Source organism: Nocardiopsis deserti, assembly GCF_008638355.1.
GTDB lineage: Bacteria > Actinomycetota > Actinomycetes > Streptosporangiales > Streptosporangiaceae > Nocardiopsis > Nocardiopsis alborubida.
Window position 1 is genome coordinate 395,643 of record NZ_ML703350.1, and the last position, 19,263, is coordinate 414,905.

The following is a 19,263-nucleotide window of genomic DNA, read 5'->3' on the forward strand; positions in this document are numbered from 1 at the left end:
CCACCGCCACGGGGCGTCCCGGCCCCTTTTCCGGTCGCGACCCGGTGCTAGGGGGAAGCGTCCGCGACCGGTGTGAGCGTGTCGGCGAACACCATGCCGTGGCCGTGGCCGGTGTCGGCGCGCACCCGGCCCCGGTCGAACTCCACCCCGCTGGGGCGGGCCAACGCGCCCAGCGCGGCGAAGGAGGCCCGGTCAATGTCCTCGACCATGGCCACCCGGGGCAGGCACAGCGCCAGCTGCCCCGACAGCTCGGGCAACAGGTGCGGAGCCACCGGCACGCCGCGGCGCGCCATCGACTCCGCGATCCGCAGGAACGGGGTGATGCCGCCCACCCGCACCACGTTGGGCTGGGCGATGTCGCACACCCCCAGCTCCACGGCCCGTTCGAACTCGGTGACCGTGCGCAGGTTCTCACCCACGGCGAACGGCACCCGCGTGCGCTCGCGCAGGCGGGCGTGCGCCTCCAGGTCCTCGGCCGGGAGGGGTTCCTCCACGAAGTGCGGGCCGAACCCCTCCAACGCGTCCAGCGCCCGGACCGCTCCGGGCACGTCCCAGCGCTGGTTGGCGTCCACCATCAGCAGCCGGTCCGGACCCAGCACCTCGCGCACCGCTCCCACCCGCTCGGCGTCCCGGGCAGGGTCGGGCGAGCCGACCTTGATCTTGGCCGCGACGTGCCCGGCCTCCACCCAGCCGCGCACCTGCTCCACCAGGTCGGGCAGGGAGTAGTCCAGGTTCACCCCACTGCCGTAGGCCGGCGCCGACTCCCGGCGCCGACCCACCAGGTCCACCAGGCTCGACTCCGCCGCGCGGGCGCGCAGGTCCCACAGGGCGATGTCCACCCCCGCCAGCGCCATCAGGGTGAGCCCGCTGGTACCCGCCTCGCGCAGATGCCAGCGCAGCTCATCCCACCGGGCCGGGTGGGCCTCGGCGCCCACCAGCGCGGGCCGCAGATCGTCGTTGACCAGCGCGGCCACCGCCCGGGCCCCGATCAGCGGGGTCCACGCGAATCCCGTGCCGACCAGTCCGGAGTCGGTGGCCACCCGCACCACCACGACGTCGTTGCGGTCCACGCCCCCGTCCCAGGGCCGGTGCAGCGGCAGCCGGAAGGCCCGGGCGCCGACCTCGGTGACGCGCACGTTCAGCCCTCCTTGACCAGGGACAGGCCGGTCTCGATCAGCTCGGCCAGCGCGGACTCCTCCTCGGCGGTGGGGTCGGTGAACGGCGCGCGCACCCCGCCCATGTCCACCCCGCGCAGCCGCGCGCCCGCCTTGACCAGCGACACCGCGTACCCCGGAGTCCGGTCGCGCAGCCGCACCAGCGGCTCGAAGAACTCGCGCATCAGGGTGTCGGCCAGCGGGTCGCCGGAGCGGGAGGCGCGGTAGAAGGCGTCGGCCACCTCGGGCACGAACGCGAACGCCGCCGAGGAGTACAGCGGCACGCCCACCGACCGGTAGGCCGCCACGGTCAGCTCCGCCGTGGGCAGGCCGTTGAAGAAGGTGAACTCCTCGCCGCGCAGGGCGCGCACCGCCATCACGATCTGGTGCATCCGCCCCAGGTCGCCCACCCCGTCCTTGATCCCCACCACCCGGGGGATCGCGGCCAGCTCCGCCGCGCTCTGGGGGGTGAACACCATCGATCCGCGCTGGTAGACCACCACCGGGATGTCGGAGGCCGCGACCACCGTGCGCACGTAGTCCACCAGCCCCCGCTGCGGCGCGCCCACCAGGTAGGGCGGCAGCAGCAGGATCGCGTCCGCGCCCAGTTCGCGGGCCGCGCGCGCCTGCTCGATGGCGGTGCCCACGCTGCCGCCCGCACCGGCCACCACCGGCACGCGGCCCGCGGTGACCTGTACCGACCGCCGCACCACCGCGGCGTGCTCGGCGGCCGACAGGGCGTGCACCTCACCGGTGCCGCAGGCCGCGAACACGCCGCCCGCGCCGTGTTCCACGCCCGAGGCGACGTGCTCGGCCAACACGTCCTCGTTCACTTCTCCTTCGGAGTCGAAGGGGGTCAGGGGGAAGAAGAGAATTCCGTCGAAGTTCATGCTCGCTCCTTGAGCTCGGGGGGACCGGGGGCGCGCGTGCGCCCCCGGGGGCCTCACAGGACGTGCTGGACGTGGCGCCGGGCCAGGGTGGCGATGACGTCGTCACCGTCGGCCGACCAGATCCGCTCGTTGAAGATCTCCACCTCGATGTCGCCGTCGTAGCCCGCCGCGTCCACCGCGCGGCGCAGGGCGCGCACGTCGGCGTGGCCGTCGCCGACCATGCCGCGCCCCAGCAGGGTGTCGGCGGGGATCGGCAGCTCCCAGTCACAGGCCTGGAAGGAGGCGATGCGCCCGCCCGCCCCGGCGCGGGCGATCTGCTCCCACACCTGGGGGTCCCACCACACGTGGTAGGCGTCCACCACCACGCCGACGGCGGCCGCGTCGAAGCGTTCGGCCAGGTCCAGGGCCTGACCGAGTGTGGAGAGCACGGCGCGGTCGGCGCAGAACATCGGGTGCAGGGGCTCCAACGCGAGCCGGACCCCGCGCTCCAGGGCGTAGGGCGCCAGCTCGGCGATGCCGTCCGCCACCCGCTCACGGATCCCGACCAGGTCGCGGTCGCCGTCGGGCATGCCACCCACGACCATGACCAGGCAGGGTGCGCCCAGTTCGGCGGCCTCGTCGACGGCGCGCCGGTTGTCCTCCAGCGCCGCGGTCCGGTCCGGGGCGGTGAGGAATCCGCCGCGGCAGTGCGAGGACACGCGCAGCCCGGACCGGCGCAGCAGACCGGCCGCCCTGGCCAGGCCCATCTCGGCGACCGGTTCGCGCCAGGTCCCGATGGCGGGCAGTCCTGCGCGCAGGCAGCCGTCCACGGCCTGGGTCAGGTTCCAGTACTTGACGGTGGCCTGGTTGAGGGAGAGCCGTGCCAGGCGCGGGTCGCCCGGTTCGGGGGTGGGCACCGCGGCGGGCAGCCCGGAGGGCACGTCCACCGCGCCGGGCACGACGGCCGGAACGGTCGCCGCGGCCGGGGCCGTCGTCGGCAGGGGCGCCTGGGCGCCCTCGGGAACCGTGCTCACTGGTCGACTCCTGACACCTGGAGGAGCGCCCGCATGCGTGCCGCGGCCAGGTCCGGGTCGGTCAGGGCCCCGGCGGCGTCGGCCAGGCGCACCACCTGGGCCAGGTGGGGCAGGTCGCGGGCACTGTGCAGCCCGCCCACCATGTGGAAGCCCTTCTGGTGGCCGTTGAGCCAGGCCAGGAAGGCCACCCCGGTCTTGTAGTAGAAGGTGGGCTCGGCGAACAGGTGCCGGGCCAGCGGGACCGTGGGGTCCATCATGGCCCGGTACCGCGCGGTGTCGCCCTCGTCCAGGGCGGCCAGCGCGCGGGCGGCGGCCGGGGCGATGGCGGCGAAGATCCCCAGCAGGGCGTCGGAGTGGCCCTGCTCGTCGCCCAGGATCAGGTCCGGGTAGTTGAAGTCGTCGCCGGTGTACAGGCGCACGCCCTCGGGCAGCAGCCGCCGCAGCCGCACCTCCAGGGAGGCGTCGAGCAGGGAGACCTTGATGCCCTCCACCTTGGCCGCGTGCTCGGCGATCAGGGCCGCCACCGGCTCGATCGCCTCAGCCGGGTCGGTGAAGCCCCAGTACCCGGCCAGGGCCGGGTCGAAGGCGGTGCCCAGCCAGTGCAGGATCACCGGCTGGTCGGCCCGGCGCAGCAGGTCGGCGTAGACCTTGGCGTAGTCGTCGGGCCCCGAGGCGACCGCGGCCAGGGCGCGCGAGGCCATGAGGATGGGGGTGGCACCGGCTCCCTGGACGACGTCGAGCTGCTCACCGTACGCGGTGATAACGCTTTCCAGATCGGCGTGCGAAAGGTCGAGCTGGTCGGTGCCCACCCCGCAGGCCAGGGCGGCGCCGCGCGCGGCGGCCTCCGCCCCCGACCTGCGGATCAGCTCGGCGGTGGCCGCCCAGTCCAGGCCCATGCCGCGCTGGGCGGTGTCCATGGCGTCGGCCACGCCCAGTCCCTGGTCCCACAGGTGGTGGCGGAAGGCCAGGGTGGCCTCCCAGTCCAGGCGGGCCGGGGCGCCGGGGGCGTTGGCCGCCAGGGGGTCGGCGACCACGTGGGCCGCCGCGTAGGCCGTGCGCGAGCGGGCGGGGGGAAGGGGGGACGCGCCGACGGGGGTGCCGCCCAGGGTGTAGGGGGCGGCGGTGCCGTCGGCGGCGGGTAGCAGGAGTGTGCTCATGCGAGGGTGACCTCGTCCAGTTCGATCGTGCGTCCGGTGCGCGCCGACTGGAGTCCGGCCTCGGCCATCTGGAGGCCGCGCGCGCCCGAGAGCAGGTCGTGCGGGAAGGGGGTGTCCAGGACCACGTGGCGCAGGAAGTCCTCCCACTGGGCGCGGAACCCGTTGGGGAACTCGGTGTTGTCGGGCACCGGCTCCCACTGCTCCCGGTAGCGCCCCAGGTCCTCCAGGTCGGGGTTCCAGACCGCCTTGGGCGTGGCCGAGCGGTGCTGGGCGCGGCAGGAGCGCAGCCCCGCCACGGCGCTGCCGTGGGTGCCGTCGACCTGGAACTCCACGAGCTCGTCGCGGGCCACGCGCACGTTCCAGGAGGAGTTGATCTGGGCGATGACGCCGCCGTCCAGCTCGAAGATGCCGTAGGCGGCGTCGTCGGCCGTGGCCTCGTAGGGCCGACCCTCCTCGTCCCAGCGGCGCGGGATGTGGGTGGCCACCTTGGCGGTGACCGCGCGCACCGGGCCGAACAGGTGCTCCAGGACGTAGTGCCAGTGCGGGAACATGTCCAGCACCATGCCGCCGCCCTCCTCGGCGCGGTAGTTCCAGCTGGGGCGCTGGGCGGGCTGCCAGTCGCCCTCGAAGACCCAGTAGCCGAACTCGCCGCGCACCGACAGGACCTGGCCGAAGAAGCCGCTCTCGACCAGCCTGCGCAGTTTGAGCAGGCCGGGCAGGAAGAGCTTGTCCTGGACCACGCCGTTGCGCACGCCCGCGTCGCGGGCCAGCTTGGCCAGCTCCAGGGCGGCGCTGAGCGTGCTGGCGGTGGGCTTCTCGACGTAGACGTGCTTGCCCGCGGCGATGGCCGCGCGCACGGCGGCCTCGCGGGCGTGTGTGATCTGCGAGTCGAAGTAGACCGTGATGTCGTCGTCGGAGAGCACACCGTCCAGGTCGGTGGACCAGCGCTCGATTCCGTGGCGCTCGGCGATCTCGCGCAGCTTGTGCTCGGAGCGTCCGACCAGGACGGGCTCGGGAATGATTCGGGAGCCGTCGGGCAGGCGTACGCCGCCCGCCTCCCGGATGGCCAGGATGGACCGGGTCAGGTGCTGCCTGTACCCCATGCGTCCGGTGACGCCGTTCATGGCGACACCCAGCACGTGATCACCCATGGGTTGTTACCACCTTTCCGTATGAAAGCGCTTTCCAGCCTACGGCAAAACCACCCCCGTGCACCAGAGGGGCCCCGGACCTGCCACGACGTGAAGCGTTACGGCACCGGTCTCCGCGGGACGCTCCCGAGGACCCCAGGGGCGCCTGCCCCGGGGTCCTCGGTGGTTGTCGCGGAAAACCCCACGTCCAGGGCTCGGACCCTGTTGGCTGTTCCGGTGACCAGCGGTGCGGGCCTCGCTCCCTGGGCCGGAGAGACCGCCGCCTCAGCCCGTGACCGCCGCGGCCTCAGGACCGGTCGGGGTCCGACCCGACCCGCGCGGGCGATCGCACCGCACCACCGCGCGTGATGGCCAGGGCGAGCGCGAACGCCGCGAACGCGGCCCCGACCGCCCAGCCGGGAAGCGCTCCGGCGGACGTACCGTGCTCCAGCAGCCGACCGCCCAGGGCCGCCCCGGCCGCCGACCCCAGGTACATGGCGGACATCTGGAAGGCGACGACCGCCATGGCCTGCCGCTGGCGCCCGTGGACGAGCAGGTGCTGGAGAACGGGCACACTCGCCCACCCGGCGGCTCCCCACAGGGCGACCGCGACGACCCACACGGCGGCCTGGTCCAGGAACGACAGAGCGGCCAGCGCCACGGCCAGAACCGCCACGACGGCGGGGAACAGCCGCCGGGCACCCCAGGCGTCCAGGGGTCTGCCGATCAGGGCCGAGGCGGCGACACCGCCGATACCCCACACCCACACCAGCGTGAACGCCAACGGGGCCAGGCCGCGCTCGTCCGCCATGGGGACCAGGTAGGTGTACAGACCCAGGCTCGCCAGCCCGAGCAGGAAGGCCGACGTCACTCCCGCGGCGATTGCCGGGGCCCTGAGCAGGCGCAGGTTCTCACCGACCCGGACCACCGCGATGGACGGGTACGGTGCCCTGCGGAGCAGAATCGCGGCCATGCTGACGGCGCCGATCACCACGACCAGGCCCATGGTCCAGCGCCATCCCGCCCACTGACCGATGAGCATGCCGACCGGTACGCCCGCCACCGTTCCGGTCGACAGTCCGAAGGTCACCAGCGCCATGGCGCGTCCGCGCTCGTGCTCGGCGACCATCGCGGCGGCCGTGGCGGTCGCCACCGCGGTCAGGACCCCCGCGCCGAGCCCGGCCACCACGCGCGAGGCCAGGAACACCGCGATGCCGGGGGCCAGAGCGGTGACCAGGTTGCCGAGGTTGAACAGGGCCAGCGCGACGGCCAGGGCGCGCCTGGTGGAACCGGCGACGAGAGGTCCCGACAGCAGCGGCCCGGCGAACGCGTAGGCGCCGGTGAAGGCGGTGACGCCCAGGCCGACGGCGGCCACCGACACCGTGAGTGAGTCCGCGATCCGGGGCAGGACACCGGCCAGCACGTAGGCGTCGATACCGAGCGAGACGGTGGCGGCCACCAGTGGCCACAACCGGCGGATCACTGGTCCGCTCCCCGCCGCGCGCCCGCGCTGCCGGACTCCCCATCGCGTTCGTCGGCCGACTCGGGCGCGTACCCGGCCAGGACGGTGCTCACCAGGCCGGGGAAGCGGGCGTCCAGGTCCTCGATACGCAGGCTGATCATGCACTTGCGCCCCTCGGCCCGCACGAAGGCGACGCCGGACTCGCGCAGCAGGCTGGTGTGGTGGGTCAGGGTCGACCTGGGCAGGTCGGGCCCCAGGTCGATGCTGTCGACCTCTCCCTCCTCGGCGAGTTTGCGGACCATCTCCAGGCGCAGCGGCTCGCTCAGCGCGAACAGCACGCGCGGCAGCGAGATCTCCCCGGTCTCAGGGTGAACGTAGGTCCGTACCGCTGCCACTGCCATCGCCTCCATGATCGTTCGACTATTGCCGCACAATGATAGTGCGAAAATTCTCGCACAATCAACCGGGGCGCCGCCGTCGACGGCAGCGGACAAGGTCGCGGCACCCCCACCGAACCGGCCGGGAACTGACGCCCAGGCCCTTACCAGCGGCTTCCCGCGCCCCTATGCTGCCGGTCATGCCGGCACACGAGCGGGAACTCACCGCACCCGTCGACCTGTGCGCCCCCGACGGCCGCCTCAACCCCCGAGCCGTGGGCTGGTCCCGCACCCCGCTGCACCGCTGCGCGCTGCCCGGCTGGGGCCGCCGCAAGAAGGGGTCCCGGACCGGCGTGCTCGCGTATTCGAGTAGCGCGTGTTCCTCGTTCAAGGATCACGGTGTGTGATCACTGAGCGGGCCAGAAACTACCGGTGCGGGAGCCTGCAGAACCAGCTGTCTCAGCGCGGCGTGGCGTCCGCCAATCAGGGGCACTCCTGCCTCGGCGAATGCTGGCGAGAAAGCGCGCCTTCTTCTCGCTATTCCCACACGCACCCATGTCACACCATTTCCGTGTGCGGCTTCGGCTGGTGTCGAAGAATGCGGCCCGGCGCATTGGCGGTGCACACGAAGCGATCCTTCCGTCGCGTTCTCCCGCAATGATGCTGATTGCATCGGCGGCAATAGTTCTGAGTGCATCTTCAACAGGAGCAGAACTCAATTGCCACTTCCGAACGCCATCGGACGTCAAGGTTGCCGAGGCCTGACCACGAGTACTGCAGTCATTAAGTACTTGGGCAGCTGAAGGCGGAAGCGGCTCCTGGTTGGCAACTGCGGCAAGAGCTGCATGAATCCGATTCCCGCAGCCCTCGAGCGTGGTCAGGCTGGGGCTGGGCGCAGGAGTCGACCGCGAGCCCATTGACCGCCAATCAGTCCACGAGCCGCAGTGGTACAGGAATGCGATCCACTGCCTTGCCGCAATGTTCCGCCAGAGTCCCCGTGAAGCTAGTCGCCAGCACGTTGCCATAACGGAACCCAGGGAAGGATATAGCAACCATGGAACCACCATAGACGGTTGCCCCCTGAGGTACAAGCATGCTAGAACCAGCATAGATGGTTCCACATCGACTCGGAGGTCTCATGGCATCCTCCAAGGTCAGCGCTGGGTTCGCAGCCTCCAACCGCGGCATCCCAGGACGGAGTGATCGCTACCAGTGCCGCGGAGCTCCCGCCCACCACGCCAGGACCGGAGGTACTGGACAATGCTGGATCTGACGGTGCTGCCGGCCTTTATCGCAGCGATCCTGCTCTTTCTCGTTCCGCCCGGGCCTGATATGGTCTACATGCTTGCAGTGGGACTCGAAGGTGGTCGCCGGGCCACACTGAAAGCCATCCTTGGCATCTGCACAGGCATGAGCATCTACGCCGCCATCGTCGTTGTGGGAGTAGGGGGCATCGCCCAATCTCACCCACTGGTATTTGATGCAATGAGAACGTTCGGCGCCGGGTATCTACTGTGGTTGACATACACGACAATACGCAATGCGCGTCGCACGAGCAGCAAGCACAGCAGTATCAAGGCAGGCAAATGGTACCTGAGGGGCGTGCTCGTCAGCCTGGCAAATCCGAAGCTCATGTTGTTCTTCCTTGCAGTACTCCCACAGTTCACGGGAAATGCGGAGAACTATGCTTTGCAGTTGGCGATGCTCGGTGCAGTCAACGTTCTCATGGAGATGATTATTTATGGAGGCATCGGAGTGCTGGCCGGGTCTTTTCATGCGCGCCTTGCCGGTTCGACAAATGCGGTGACTGTGCTGAACTATACTGCGAGTGCCGTTTATTTCGTGCTGGCGGCGGCGATTATTGCCGAGGTCGTTACTGGCTAAGAGCTCATCTCAAAATCCCTGCGAGATGCCCCTGCGCCCGGCATGATCACGTGCTGCGAGTGATGTGCTGCCCGGTGGGCTCTGGGAGATCGTCCAACCCCTGCTGCCACCGGCCCCGAAGACCGGCCGCCCCCGTGTGGACCAAAGAGCCGTGTTGACCACGGTGCTCTTCGTCCAGGCCTCCGGCTGCTCCTGGGAGAAGGCCGACGGCCTGTTCGGCGTCACCCGCGCCACCGCCCACCGCTGGTTCCACACCTGGACCCAGACGGGCCCGTGGCCCACGATCCACCGCACCCTCCTGGACGAGCTGGGCAGACGCGCCCTGCTGGACTGGTCCCGCGCCACCGTCGACTCCCCGTCGATCCGCGCCAAGCCAGGGGGGAACACGGGGCCAAACCCCACCGGTAGGGGCAAGGCGGCTCCAAGCTCCACCTGCTGTGCGACCACCTGCGCAACCTGCTCGCCGTGGTGCTCGCCCACGGGTCGAACATGGGGTTGACCGCGATGGCCGAGGCCTCCGGGATCTCCTACGACGAACTGGCGTGGACGGGCGAGTGGCACCTGCGCGAGGAGACCTTGCGCGCGGCCAACGCCGCGGTGGTGGACTACCACCACCGGCTGCCGATGACGCGGGTGTGGGGCGCGGGGACCCTGTCCTCCTCCGACGGCCAGCGCTTCCCCACGCAGGGCAAGTCGCTGACCGCCCGCCACCTGTCGCGGTACTTCGTGGACGCGGGCATCTCCCAGTACACGCACGTGTGTGACCAGTACTCCACCTACGGCACCAAGGTCATCGTGCCCACCCACCGCGAGGCCCACTACGTGCTGGACGAGATCCTGGGCAACCAGACCGACCTGCCCATCACCGAGCACGCCACGGACACGCACGGGGTGACGCTGGTCAACTTCGCACTGTTCGACCTGGTCGGGCTCACCCTGTCCCCGCGCATCCGCGACCTGGGCCGCATCGTGCTGCACCGCCTCGAACCCCGGGCCGAGTACACCGACCGCTGCCCCATGGCCGGGCCCTTGTTGACCGGGCACGTCAACACCGACCTGATCCGCACCCACTGGGACGACATGCTGCGGCTGGCGGCCTCGTTCAAGTACGGGCACTCCACCGCCTCGCTGCCGCCGCCCATACGTCCACGTCAGCTGCTGCGCCTACGAGCGCACACGCGGGTGCCGACACGGTCAGTCTGTGGTGAAGCTGGACAGGACCGCGGCCGGGAGGCGGCTGCCTGCCGAGCCGTGGGGAAGGATCTCCGTGATGCGGGCTAGTTCGGCGGCGGAGAGCTGGACGTCGGTGGCGCCGGCATTCTCCTCGATGCGCTTGGTGCTGCGGGTGCCGGGAATGGGCGCGACGTCCTCGCCCTGGGCGAGCAGCCAGGCCAGCGCGAGCTGGGCGGTGGTGACGCCCTTGGTGTCGGCCAGATCCTTGAGCTGTTCGGTGGCGTGCAGGTTGTAGGTGTAGTTCTCGCCCTGCCAACGTTCGTCCCAGCTGCGCATGTCGTCCGCGGCGTACCCGCCGGCGGGCTTGACCTGGCCGGTGAGGAAGCCGCGGCCGAGCGGGGAGTAGGGCACCAGGCCGATGCCGAGTTCCCGCAGAACGGGAAGGATCTCCTCCTCGACCTCCCGCTCGAAGAGCGAGTACTCGTACTGGAGCACGGAGACCGGGGTGACGGCGTGGGCGCGGCGGATGTACTGGGGGCCGACGTTGCTCAGGCCGAAGTACTTCACCTTGCCTTCGGTGATCAGTTCGCCGACCACGCCGGCGACCTCCTCGACCGGAATGTCGGGGTCGGAGATGTGCTGGTAGAAGAGGTCGATGTGGTCGCTCTGCAGGTAGCGCATGCTGTTCTCGGCGACCTTGCGGATGTTTTCCGGGCGGCTGTCGAAGGCGGAGCCGGGCGGCTGGGTGGTCATGTCGAAGCCGAACTTGGTGGCGAGGACCACCTCGTCGCGGAAGTCTTTGACCGCCTTGCCCAGGAGGATCTCGTTGCTGCCGGTACCGGCGCCGTACAGCTCGGCGGTGTCGAAGAAGTCGATCCCGAGTTCGTGGGCGCGGCGGATGGTCGCGATGCCCTCGTCGTCGTTCGAGGCGCCGTAGGCCATGGACATGCCCATGGTCCCCAGGCCGAGCGCCGAGACGCGCAGACCCTGAGAGCCCAGATTGCGGTGCTGCATGAGTTCACTCCCTCAACGGTTCGCCGATTCCACCCAGAGGCCAAACCGAACTGTTCGGTTTGACTCTACGCGTCGATCGCCGTAACGGCAAACCGAACGGTTCGGTGCTCTACCCTGGGGATATGTCTCAGTCTCGCGACTCCAGTCAGAGCGCAGCAGCCGCCGTCGGCGACACCACCCGCGAGCGCATTCTTACCGCTGCCATGGAGGAGTTCGCCCGCCACGGCATCGCAGGCGCCCGTGTGGACCGCATCGCCAAACTCGCCAGAACCAGCAAAGAACGCGTCTACGCCTACTTTCGCGGCAAAGACGCGCTCTACGCCGACGTCGCTGCACGGGAGTACGTCGTCATCGCCGAGGCCACCCAGATGGACCCGTCCGACCTCCCTGGCTACGCGGGCCGCCTGTTCGACTACTTCGTTGCCCGTCCAGACCACCACCGCCTGATCACCTGGGGCCGCCTCGAACTGCCGGGCGCCGCAGCCGTTGCCGACGATCCCACCCAGGCAGCGATCGCCCGCAAAATCGACCAGCTCCGCCAAGTGCAGCAGGCCGGACAGCTCGACCCCGCCTGGGACCCGGCGGACGTCCTCGCCCTGGTGAATCAGATCGCCATGACCTGGGCGTCTCAACCCGAACTCAGCGAGGCCGCCGCCGCACACGCCGTGGACCCCACCACCGCCGCCCGCCGCGCCGCGGTGGTGACCGCTGTCGAGCGGCTCTTCCCGCGAGCGCGCTGAGGTCCCCCGACCTGCGGCAGCCCTGCCCGAACATCCCCCGAACGGCGTCGGCCACCCTTGCCGCTCACCAATGGGCACATCCTGCTGACGAATCAGCGCTCCTGGGGTCCCGGTAGTACTCGGGGTCCGAGTGGGGGGCGGACAAGATAAGCCGGAAAGAGGCAACGGTCGGCTGACCGCGACCACGGCACACCAACCCCGGGGTGACCCACCGCGACGGACGCCCTCGTTCGTGATCGTCCTGCCGCGCTGCCCTCGCCGCCGCTGTCCGGGGATTACCGGTGGTCAAAAACAGGCGATACCAGGACAGAACACGCCGGATCACTGGACCACTCCACACAGTGGACGACCTGCTCGGTTTCGCCGAACACGTCCACAGGCGGTGGTGACGCGAAACGCCCTCCGGGCACATCCCCGGCAGGTGCCGGAGCGGGTCCGCCTCGACTAACTTCGGCAGGATGAGCAACCTGGACACCCATCCCGCCGAGGAGCGCGTCTGCGGCGGAGAGATCGACCCCGCCGTCACCGCCGCGCCCGGCGACACCGAACTCCTCGAACCGCGCGAGGTCCCGCTCGGCGGCCCGCGTGCCATGCTGGTCCGCCGCGCCCTGCCCGGCAGGAACCGCCGCATGGTCGGCGCGTGGTGCTTCGCCGACGTCTACGGACCCACCGGCGTGGCCGACGGCCCCGGCATGCAGGTGCCGCCGCACCCCCACATCGGCCTGCAGACCGTGAGCTGGCTGGTCCAGGGCTCGGTCCACCACCTGGACGGCCTGGGCTCGGACCAGCTGGTCCGCCCCGGCCAGCTCAACCTCATGACCGCCGGGCACGGCATCGCCCACTCCGAGCGCTCCCCCGCCGACGCCCCGCCGCTGCTGCACGGCGCCCAGCTGTGGATCGCCCTGCCCGAGGCCGACCGGGAGGGGCCGGCCCGCTTCGAGCACCACGCCGACCTGCCCGCCTTCGACCTGCCCGGGACGGACGCGCCGGGGGCCAGGGTCACGGTGGTCGCCGGAGAGGTGGACGGCCGCCGCTCCCCCGCCCGCGTGCACACCCCGCTCATGGGCGCCGAGGTCGTACTGGAGCCCGGGGCCCGGGTACGCCTGCCCCTGGAGGCGTCCTTCGAGCACGGCGTCCTGCCGCTGGACGCACCCGTGCGGGTCCTCGGCCACAGCGTCGAGGCCGGTGCGTTGCTCTACGCGGGCGAGGGGCGCACGGAGGTGGAGCTGCGGGCCGAGGAGACCGCGCACGTGCTGGTGATCGGCGGAGAGCCCTTCACCGAGGACCTGCTCATGTGGTGGAACTTCGTCGGCCGCGACCACGACGAGATCGTGCGGGCCCGCCTCGCCTGGGAGAACGAGCGGGAGGGCTCCGGCGAGGGAGGCGTGCGGCGCTTCGCCGCGGTCGCGGCCGACGACGGCGCGGCGCTCCCGGCCCCGGAGCTGCCCAACGCGCGCCTGCGCGCACGCCCGCGCCACCGCGCCTAGGGCCGGGAACGGTCGGCCGGGGCTCGATCCTGCCCGGGGCGCGGCCGGATCCCGCCACCCGCCGGACGACGTCCGCCCGGCAGCCAGCCCTCGGCGGTCACCGCCACGCGCGTACACAAGAGCCCCTGAAGGTTTCCGGTAAGCGCCCCTTGCCGTTTTCGTCCGAGGTGCGAGTCTAGACAAAAGGAACCCAAAGGAGCATCGTGGGGCGACACCGCGGGCAGGCCGCCCGTCCCACGATGCTGACCAGGCCAACTCCTGCTACCGTGCGGATCGCGAACTACGGGATGATTTAGGAGACCTGAACATGGTCCAACAGACTCGCGAGCAGTGGGGATCGCGCGCGGGCTTCCTGATGGCGGCGATCGGCTCCGCCATCGGTCTGGGCAACATCTGGCGATTCCCCTACATCGCCTACGAGAACGGCGGCGGCGCCTTCATGCTGCCCTACCTCATCGCCCTGCTCACCGCCGGTATCCCGCTGCTGATCCTGGAGTACAGCATCGGGCACCGCTACCGCTCCTCCGCACCGCTGTCCTACCGGCGCATCACCCGGCCCGCCGAGGCCATCGGCTGGTGGCAGGTGGCCGTCTGCTTCGTCATCGCGGTCTACTACGCCGTGATCGTGGCCTGGGCCGTCCGGTTCGCCTGGTTCTCCATCGGGCAGCAGTGGGGCGACGACCCCAACGCGTTCTTCTTCGAGGACTTCCTCCAGATGAGCGAGGGGCCCGGCATGGTCTCGGGCTACGTCGCGGGCGTGGCCTGGCCGCTCATCGCTGTGTGGGCCGTGGTGCTGCTCATCCTGGCGCTGGGCGTGCGCAACGGCATCGAGAAGGCCAACAAGGTCTTCATCCCGCTGCTGGTGGTGCTGTTCCTGGTCCTGGTGGTGCAGGCGCTCACCCTGGACGGGGCCGCGGTCGGCCTGAACGCCCTGTTCACCCCCGACTGGGGCGCGATGCTCGACGGCAGCGTCTGGATCGCCGCCTACGGGCAGATCTTCTTCTCGCTGTCCGTGGGCTTCGCCATCATGGTCACCTACGCCTCCTACCTGCGCCGCAAGGCCGACCTGACCGGCTCGGCGATGGTGGCGGGCTTCGCCAACAGCTCCTTCGAGCTGCTCGCGGGCATCGGCGTGTTCGCCGCCCTGGGCTTCATGGCCACCGCGGCGGGCACCGGGGTCGAGGACGTCGCCGCCAACGGCATCGGCCTGGCCTTCGTCGCCTTCCCGCAGATCATCTCGACCCTGCCCATCGGCGGCGCGCTGTTCGGGGTGCTCTTCTTCGGCTCCCTGGTGATCGCGGGCCTGACCTCGCTGGTCAGCATCGTCCAGGTGATCATCTCCGCGGTGCAGGACCGCACCGGACTGGGCCGCGTCCAGACCGTGCTGCTCGTGGGCGGCGCCACCGCGCTGGCCTCGATCCTGCTCTTCCCCACACCCGAGGGCCTGCACTTCCTGGACGTGTTCGACCACTTCATCAACCAGTACGGCATCGCGCTGGCCGGGCTCGTCATGATCGTGGTCTTCGGCTGGATCGCGCGCAAGCTGCCGATGTTCCAGGAGCACACCAACGCGATCTCCTCCATCCGGCTCGGCCTGTGGTGGAAGGTCGTCCTGGGCGTGGTCACCCCGATCCTGCTCGGCTTCATGATGTGGGACAGCCTGCGCACGGAGCTGACGGAGAACTACGCGGGCTACTCGACCGGGTTCCTGCTGGCCGCCGGATGGGGCCTGGCCATCGGGGCGATCGTCTTCGGGATCGTCGTCTCGCTCTTCCCCTGGAAGCGCGCCGACGCCCTGGCACGCCAGGACGCCGACACCGCGGCCACGACCACCACGACCGATGAAGGGAGCCGCTGATGACCACCAGCGCGATCGTCATGATGGCCATCTCCATCGTCCTGGTGTGGGGAGGCCTCATCGCGGCCATCCTCCACCTGCGCCGCCACCCCGAGAAGCCCGAAGAGGGATAGCCGCGCCCGACACACGGGGCGGTGGGCGCCCGACCGGCGCCCACCGCCCCGTCGTCGCTTCCGCGCCCCCGCGGGACGCGGAAGGCCGCCTACCCGGCGGCGAACTCGCGCACGATGCGCTCGCAGAAGGCGGGCAGGTCGTCCGGGTTGCGGCTGGTGGTGATCCCCTGGTCGGTGACCACCTCCTCCTCCACCACGGTCCCGCCCGCGTTGCGGATGTCGGTGCGCAGGCTGGGGTAGGAGGTCACCCTGCGCCCCCGCACCACGTCGGCCTCCACCAGGATCCACGGCCCGTGGCAGATGGCGGCCACGGGCTTGCCCGCGGCCACGAAGCCGCGCACGAACCCCACCGCGTTCTCGTCCGAGCGCAGGTTGTCCGGGTTGACGGTCCCGCCGGGGACCACCAGGGCGTCGTAGTCGTCCACCCCGACCTCGGAGACCACGCGGTCCACGTCGAAGGTGTCCGCCGGTTCGATGTCGCCGTTCATCGCCTGGATCCGTCCGGACTTGAGCGAGACCAGGTCGATGGTGGCGCCCTCCTCGCTCAGAGCCTTGCGCGGTGTGACGAGTTCGACCTGCTCCACCCCGTCCGCCGCCAAAATCGCGACCCGACGGCCGTTGAGCGTGTCGGCCATGACTGCCCCCTCAGCTGGACTCTTCCGGCACCCTCCGTGCCGCGTTGGCGCCCCTACCCGCACAGACCGTCCTCTCACACGCCCCGCCGGGGAGGCGCACACCACGCCCGCGTGCTCAGCCGTGCGACCTCTGGGTGACGGCGATGCACACGAGGACGACGACGGCCGCGGCGGGCGCGGCCGGGGTCAGCGACTCCCCCACCAGCAACACCGCCCATACCAGGGTCAGCAGCGGCTGGGCGAGCTGGAGCTGGCTGGCCCGGGCCACGCCCATGGCGCCCATCCCCCGGTACCAGACCACGAACGCGCCGAACTGCGACACCGCGCCGAGATAGGCCATGCCCACGAGCGCGCGCGGCGCGGCATCCACCGGCTCGGCGGCCAGCGCCCAGAGGGCGGCGGGCACGGTCAGTGGCGCGGCGGCGACCAGGGCCCAGGCGATCACCTGCCAGCCTGGCAGGTGCGCGGCCAACCGGCCGCCCTCGGCGTACCCGGCGGCGCACAGCACCAGGGCTCCCAGCAGGTACAGGTCGGCCAGGCCGGGTGTTCCGCCGCTGCGCACCAGCGCGAACGCGACGACAGCCGCGGCGCCGCACACGGCGGCCGCCCAGAACCGGCGGGAGGGGCGCACCGGGCCTCGGCGCAGGGCGAACACGGCGGTGGTGATCGGCAGCAGTCCGATCACGACAGCGGCGTGGGAGGTGGAGGACGCCTGGAGGGCGAGCGTACTGAGCACCGGGAACGCCACCACACAGCCCAGGGAGACGACGGCGATGCCCCGCCAGTGGACGCGGTCGGGCAGCGGGGCGCGGACCGCCGCGAGGCAGCAGCCCGCCAGCACGGCCGCCAGCGCGCACCGGACCACCGCGGCGCTCCACGGTCCGAATCCCTCCAGGGCCCATGCGGTGGCCGGAAGAGTGAACGAGAACCCGACGACGCCGAGCGCGGCGCACAGTGTCGCACCGAGCGCCGCTACTCCGCGCGGAGCGATAGCGCTATCTTGTGTCTTCATGAAACAGCGTAGCAGTGTGCGAGATCTGACCATTTTCCTGCGCAGGGAGGTCAACCGCTACTCTCCGGGGGAGAAGCTGCCGTCGAGCCGGGCGCTGGTGGAGCGCTACGGCGTGAGCCCGGTGACCGTGTCGCGGGCCGTCGCGGCGCTGGTCGCCGAGGGGCTGGTGGTCACCCGCCCCGGCGCCGGGGCGTTCCGGGCGGGCGGGGGCGCCTTCGAGCGCCCGGTCGGCGACACCTCCTGGCAGGAGGTCGCGCTGAGCGCCGAGACGGCGGCGGCCTCCGGCGAGCCGGCCCCGCGCACCGTGGACGCCTCCGGAGTGCTGGCCACCCTGACCCCGCCCGCCCTGGGAGTCGTCGTGTTCAACGGCGGTTACCTGCACCCCAGCCTCCAGCCCGAGCACGCCATGGGCGCCGCGCTGGCCCGCGCGGGACGGCGGCCGGGCGTCTGGGCGCGGCCGCCCGCGGAAGGGGTGGAGGAACTGCGCGGCTGGTTCGCCCGCCAGATCGGCGGCCCCGTCGGCGCGGCCGACGTGCTGGTCACCGCAGGAGGGCAGAGCGCGCTGACCACCGCGCTGCGCGCGCTGGCTCCCCCGGGGGCTCCCGTACTGGTGGAGTCACCCACCTACCCCGGCCTCCTGGCCATCGCCCGGGCCGCGGGCCTGCGCCCCGTCCCCGTTCCGGTCGACACCGAGGGTGTCCGCACCGACCTGCTGGAACAGGCGTTCGCGGCGACCGGCGCGCGGGTGCTGGTGTGCCAGCCGCTCTTCCACAACCCCACCGGAGCGGTCCTGGCCCCCGGCCGCCGGGGAGAGGTGGTGCGGACCGCGCGCGCGGCGGGCGCGTTCGTGGTGGAGGACGACTTCGCCCGCCACCTGGCGCACGCCGACGCCGCCGCCCCGCCGCCCCCGCTCGCCACCGAGGACCCCGACGGCACCGTGGTGCACGTGCGGTCGCTGACCAAGGCGACCTCGCCCAGTCTGCGGGTGGGGGCGATCGCCGCGCGGGGGCCGGTGACGCGGCGCCTGCGCGCGATCCAGCTGGTCGACAGCTTCTTCGTGGCGCGTCCCCTCCAGGAGGCCGTGCTGGAGCTGGTCGGCTCCCCCGCCTGGGGCCGCCACCTGCGCGCGGTCGCGGAGGGCCTGCGCGAGCGCCGCACGGCCATGGCCGCGGCCCTGGCACGGGAGCTGCCGGAACTGGCGGCGCCGCACCTGCCCGCGGGCGGTCATCACCTGTGGTTGCGGCTGCCCGGTGAGACCGACGAGACCGCGCTCGTGTCAGCGGCACTGCGCGCCGGGGTGGCGGTGGCCCCCGGCCAGGCCTACTTCCCTGCGGAGCCGACCGCCCCGCACCTGCGGCTCAGCTACGGCGGTGCGGCCGGAACCGCCGAGATCACCGAAGGGGTGCGCCGCCTGCGCACCGCGTTCGCCGGTGCCTAACCCAGGGTGTCCTGCGCGCTCTCCCAGACACCGGACGGAACCCGCTCCAGCAGGTCGATCGCCGCGTCGGCGCGCTCCCGGACACGACCGGCCTCCAGCGGCCCGCGCTCCCAGGCCAACAGGTACTGACCGCCGAAGCGGAAGGGGCACACACCCTCCCGCGACAGCAGCCACTCCCGCACCGGCTCTCCCAGGACGGCCGCCGCGAAGGCGCCGTCACCGGTCACGGCGGCGAACCGGTCGTCGAAGGCGGTCCCGCCCGCGTTCCAGGCGCGGACGCCGTCCGTCCTGGGCTGGGGCGCACCGGCGCCGGTGCCCGCCTCCTCCACCTGGAGCAGCGGCACGTCCGCGGGCAGGGCCACCGCCACCACCGTGTACACGTGCGCGACGGTGCGGTGACGCTGCTGGGGGTGGGGCGCGGCGTAGCCGTACTCGTAGGTCAGGACCCGGCGGCCGCGCACCTCGGCGCACAGCACGTGCCTGGCCCGGGCGTTGGACCGCCGTTCCAGGAAGGGAACGCCCTCGAACCGGTCGACCAGCTCGGGCCGCTCCCGGTCGTAGCGCCATCCCTCACGTGAGGCCCAGAGGGCCAGGCCACGGGAGCGGCGGCGTTCGGCGGCCGACCCCGCGACCGTGGCCGCGACCACGCCGACGACCACCAGGGCCGCGATCACCAGAACCAGGACGGTGGTGGTCTCCATGGGGGTCTCCTCGTGCGCGGTGCTG

At 71.6% G+C, this 19,263-nt stretch carries 21 protein-coding genes; 9 read left to right on the forward strand and 12 right to left on the reverse strand.

Annotated features, from left to right (window positions below; genetic code table 11):
• Positions 1 to 47 precede the first annotated feature (47 nt).
• The 7 genes from FYW99_RS09165 to FYW99_RS09195 form a co-directional block, all read right to left on the reverse strand.
• Positions 48 to 1,136, reverse strand: a complete 1,089-nt coding sequence (locus tag FYW99_RS09165) for a mandelate racemase/muconate lactonizing enzyme family protein (RefSeq protein WP_150251582.1) — start codon at positions 1,134 to 1,136, stop codon at positions 48 to 50.
• A gap of 2 nt (positions 1,137 to 1,138) precedes the next feature.
• Complete coding sequence (locus FYW99_RS09170; protein WP_150251583.1) at positions 1,139 to 2,044, reverse strand: 5-dehydro-4-deoxyglucarate dehydratase; 906 nt, start codon at positions 2,042 to 2,044, stop codon at positions 1,139 to 1,141.
• Positions 2,045 to 2,097: 53 nt separating this feature from the next.
• Positions 2,098 to 3,057 carry a sugar phosphate isomerase/epimerase family protein gene (locus FYW99_RS09175; protein WP_150251584.1) on the reverse strand — a complete coding sequence of 320 codons (960 nt, stop codon included), beginning with the start codon at positions 3,055 to 3,057 and terminating at the stop codon, positions 2,098 to 2,100.
• Positions 3,054 to 4,214: a dihydrodipicolinate synthase family protein gene (locus tag FYW99_RS09180; protein ID WP_150251585.1), complete on the reverse strand. Its 1,161-nt coding sequence runs from the start codon at positions 4,212 to 4,214 to the stop codon at positions 3,054 to 3,056. Before FYW99_RS09180 ends, FYW99_RS09175 begins: the two co-directional genes overlap by 4 nt.
• Complete coding sequence (locus FYW99_RS09185; protein WP_150251586.1) at positions 4,211 to 5,365, reverse strand: Gfo/Idh/MocA family protein; 1,155 nt, start codon at positions 5,363 to 5,365, stop codon at positions 4,211 to 4,213. Before FYW99_RS09185 ends, FYW99_RS09180 begins: the two co-directional genes overlap by 4 nt.
• Before the next feature lie 286 nt (positions 5,366 to 5,651).
• Positions 5,652 to 6,827: an MFS transporter gene (locus tag FYW99_RS09190; RefSeq protein WP_150251587.1), complete on the reverse strand. Its 1,176-nt coding sequence runs from the start codon at positions 6,825 to 6,827 to the stop codon at positions 5,652 to 5,654.
• Positions 6,824 to 7,207, reverse strand: a complete 384-nt coding sequence (locus FYW99_RS09195) for an ArsR/SmtB family transcription factor (RefSeq protein WP_150251588.1) — start codon at positions 7,205 to 7,207, stop codon at positions 6,824 to 6,826. The genes FYW99_RS09190 and FYW99_RS09195 overlap by 4 nt, the downstream gene beginning before the upstream one ends.
• Positions 7,208 to 7,383: 176 nt before the next feature.
• Here FYW99_RS09195 and FYW99_RS09200 point away from each other — a divergent pair, with 176 nt between their 5' ends.
• Positions 7,384 to 7,590 (forward strand): DUF2804 family protein, encoded by a 207-nt coding sequence (locus FYW99_RS09200; RefSeq protein WP_317846983.1) that lies wholly within the window; start codon positions 7,384 to 7,386, stop codon positions 7,588 to 7,590.
• Here FYW99_RS09200 and FYW99_RS09205 read toward each other — a convergent pair whose 3' ends face one another.
• Positions 7,591 to 8,292 carry a CGNR zinc finger domain-containing protein gene (locus FYW99_RS09205; protein ID WP_317846984.1) on the reverse strand — a complete coding sequence of 234 codons (702 nt, stop codon included), beginning with the start codon at positions 8,290 to 8,292 and terminating at the stop codon, positions 7,591 to 7,593.
• A gap of 151 nt (positions 8,293 to 8,443) precedes the next feature.
• Between FYW99_RS09205 and FYW99_RS09210 the strand changes: the two genes are divergently transcribed.
• From FYW99_RS09210 to FYW99_RS09220, 3 genes are all read left to right on the forward strand, one after another.
• Positions 8,444 to 9,067: a LysE family translocator gene (locus tag FYW99_RS09210; protein ID WP_150251589.1), complete on the forward strand. Its 624-nt coding sequence runs from the start codon at positions 8,444 to 8,446 to the stop codon at positions 9,065 to 9,067.
• Positions 9,068 to 9,131: 64 nt separating this feature from the next.
• On the forward strand, positions 9,132 to 9,566 hold the full coding sequence (locus FYW99_RS09215; protein WP_150251590.1) for a transposase: 435 nt from the start codon (positions 9,132 to 9,134) through the stop codon (positions 9,564 to 9,566).
• Positions 9,533 to 10,348 carry a transposase gene (locus tag FYW99_RS09220; RefSeq protein ID WP_263364054.1) on the forward strand — a complete coding sequence of 272 codons (816 nt, stop codon included), beginning with the start codon at positions 9,533 to 9,535 and terminating at the stop codon, positions 10,346 to 10,348. Before FYW99_RS09215 ends, FYW99_RS09220 begins: the two co-directional genes overlap by 34 nt.
• Here the strand turns inward: FYW99_RS09220 and FYW99_RS09225 are convergent.
• A complete protein-coding gene (locus FYW99_RS09225; protein ID WP_150251591.1) occupies positions 10,262 to 11,254 on the reverse strand; it encodes an aldo/keto reductase in 993 nt (330 codons plus the stop codon). The two genes, FYW99_RS09220 and FYW99_RS09225, sit on opposite strands and share 87 nt — an antisense overlap.
• Before the next feature lie 122 nt (positions 11,255 to 11,376).
• Here FYW99_RS09225 and FYW99_RS09230 point away from each other — a divergent pair, with 122 nt between their 5' ends.
• The 4 genes from FYW99_RS09230 (at position 11,377) to FYW99_RS09245 (ending at position 15,452) form a co-directional block, all read left to right on the forward strand.
• Positions 11,377 to 11,994 (forward strand): TetR/AcrR family transcriptional regulator, encoded by a 618-nt coding sequence (locus FYW99_RS09230; RefSeq protein WP_150251592.1) that lies wholly within the window; start codon positions 11,377 to 11,379, stop codon positions 11,992 to 11,994.
• 458 nt (positions 11,995 to 12,452) lie between these two features.
• Positions 12,453 to 13,481 carry a pirin family protein gene (locus FYW99_RS09235; RefSeq protein ID WP_150251593.1) on the forward strand — a complete coding sequence of 343 codons (1,029 nt, stop codon included), beginning with the start codon at positions 12,453 to 12,455 and terminating at the stop codon, positions 13,479 to 13,481.
• A gap of 307 nt (positions 13,482 to 13,788) precedes the next feature.
• Positions 13,789 to 15,339, forward strand: a complete 1,551-nt coding sequence (locus FYW99_RS09240; RefSeq protein ID WP_150251594.1) for a sodium-dependent transporter — start codon at positions 13,789 to 13,791, stop codon at positions 15,337 to 15,339.
• Complete coding sequence (locus FYW99_RS09245) at positions 15,339 to 15,452, forward strand: methionine/alanine import family NSS transporter small subunit (RefSeq protein ID WP_150251595.1); 114 nt, start codon at positions 15,339 to 15,341, stop codon at positions 15,450 to 15,452. The genes FYW99_RS09240 and FYW99_RS09245 overlap by 1 nt, the downstream gene beginning before the upstream one ends.
• Positions 15,453 to 15,541: 89 nt before the next feature.
• Here the strand turns inward: FYW99_RS09245 and FYW99_RS09250 are convergent, their stop codons facing one another.
• Together FYW99_RS09250 and FYW99_RS09255 are read right to left on the reverse strand one after the other, a co-directional pair.
• The gene (locus tag FYW99_RS09250) at positions 15,542 to 16,087 is read right to left on the reverse strand and encodes a type 1 glutamine amidotransferase domain-containing protein (protein WP_150251596.1); all 546 of its coding nucleotides are present in this window, start codon (positions 16,085 to 16,087) and stop codon (positions 15,542 to 15,544) included.
• 115 nt (positions 16,088 to 16,202) lie between these two features.
• Complete coding sequence (locus FYW99_RS09255; protein ID WP_150251597.1) at positions 16,203 to 17,099, reverse strand: DMT family transporter; 897 nt, start codon at positions 17,097 to 17,099, stop codon at positions 16,203 to 16,205.
• Between FYW99_RS09255 and FYW99_RS09260 the strand changes: the two genes are divergently transcribed.
• Complete coding sequence (locus FYW99_RS09260) at positions 17,098 to 18,537, forward strand: aminotransferase-like domain-containing protein (RefSeq protein WP_150251598.1); 1,440 nt, start codon at positions 17,098 to 17,100, stop codon at positions 18,535 to 18,537. The two genes, FYW99_RS09255 and FYW99_RS09260, sit on opposite strands and share 2 nt — an antisense overlap.
• Here FYW99_RS09260 and FYW99_RS09265 read toward each other — a convergent pair.
• Complete coding sequence (locus FYW99_RS09265; RefSeq protein WP_150251599.1) at positions 18,534 to 19,238, reverse strand: hypothetical protein; 705 nt, start codon at positions 19,236 to 19,238, stop codon at positions 18,534 to 18,536. The two genes, FYW99_RS09260 and FYW99_RS09265, sit on opposite strands and share 4 nt — an antisense overlap.
• Between the last annotated feature and the right edge of the window lie 25 nt (positions 19,239 to 19,263).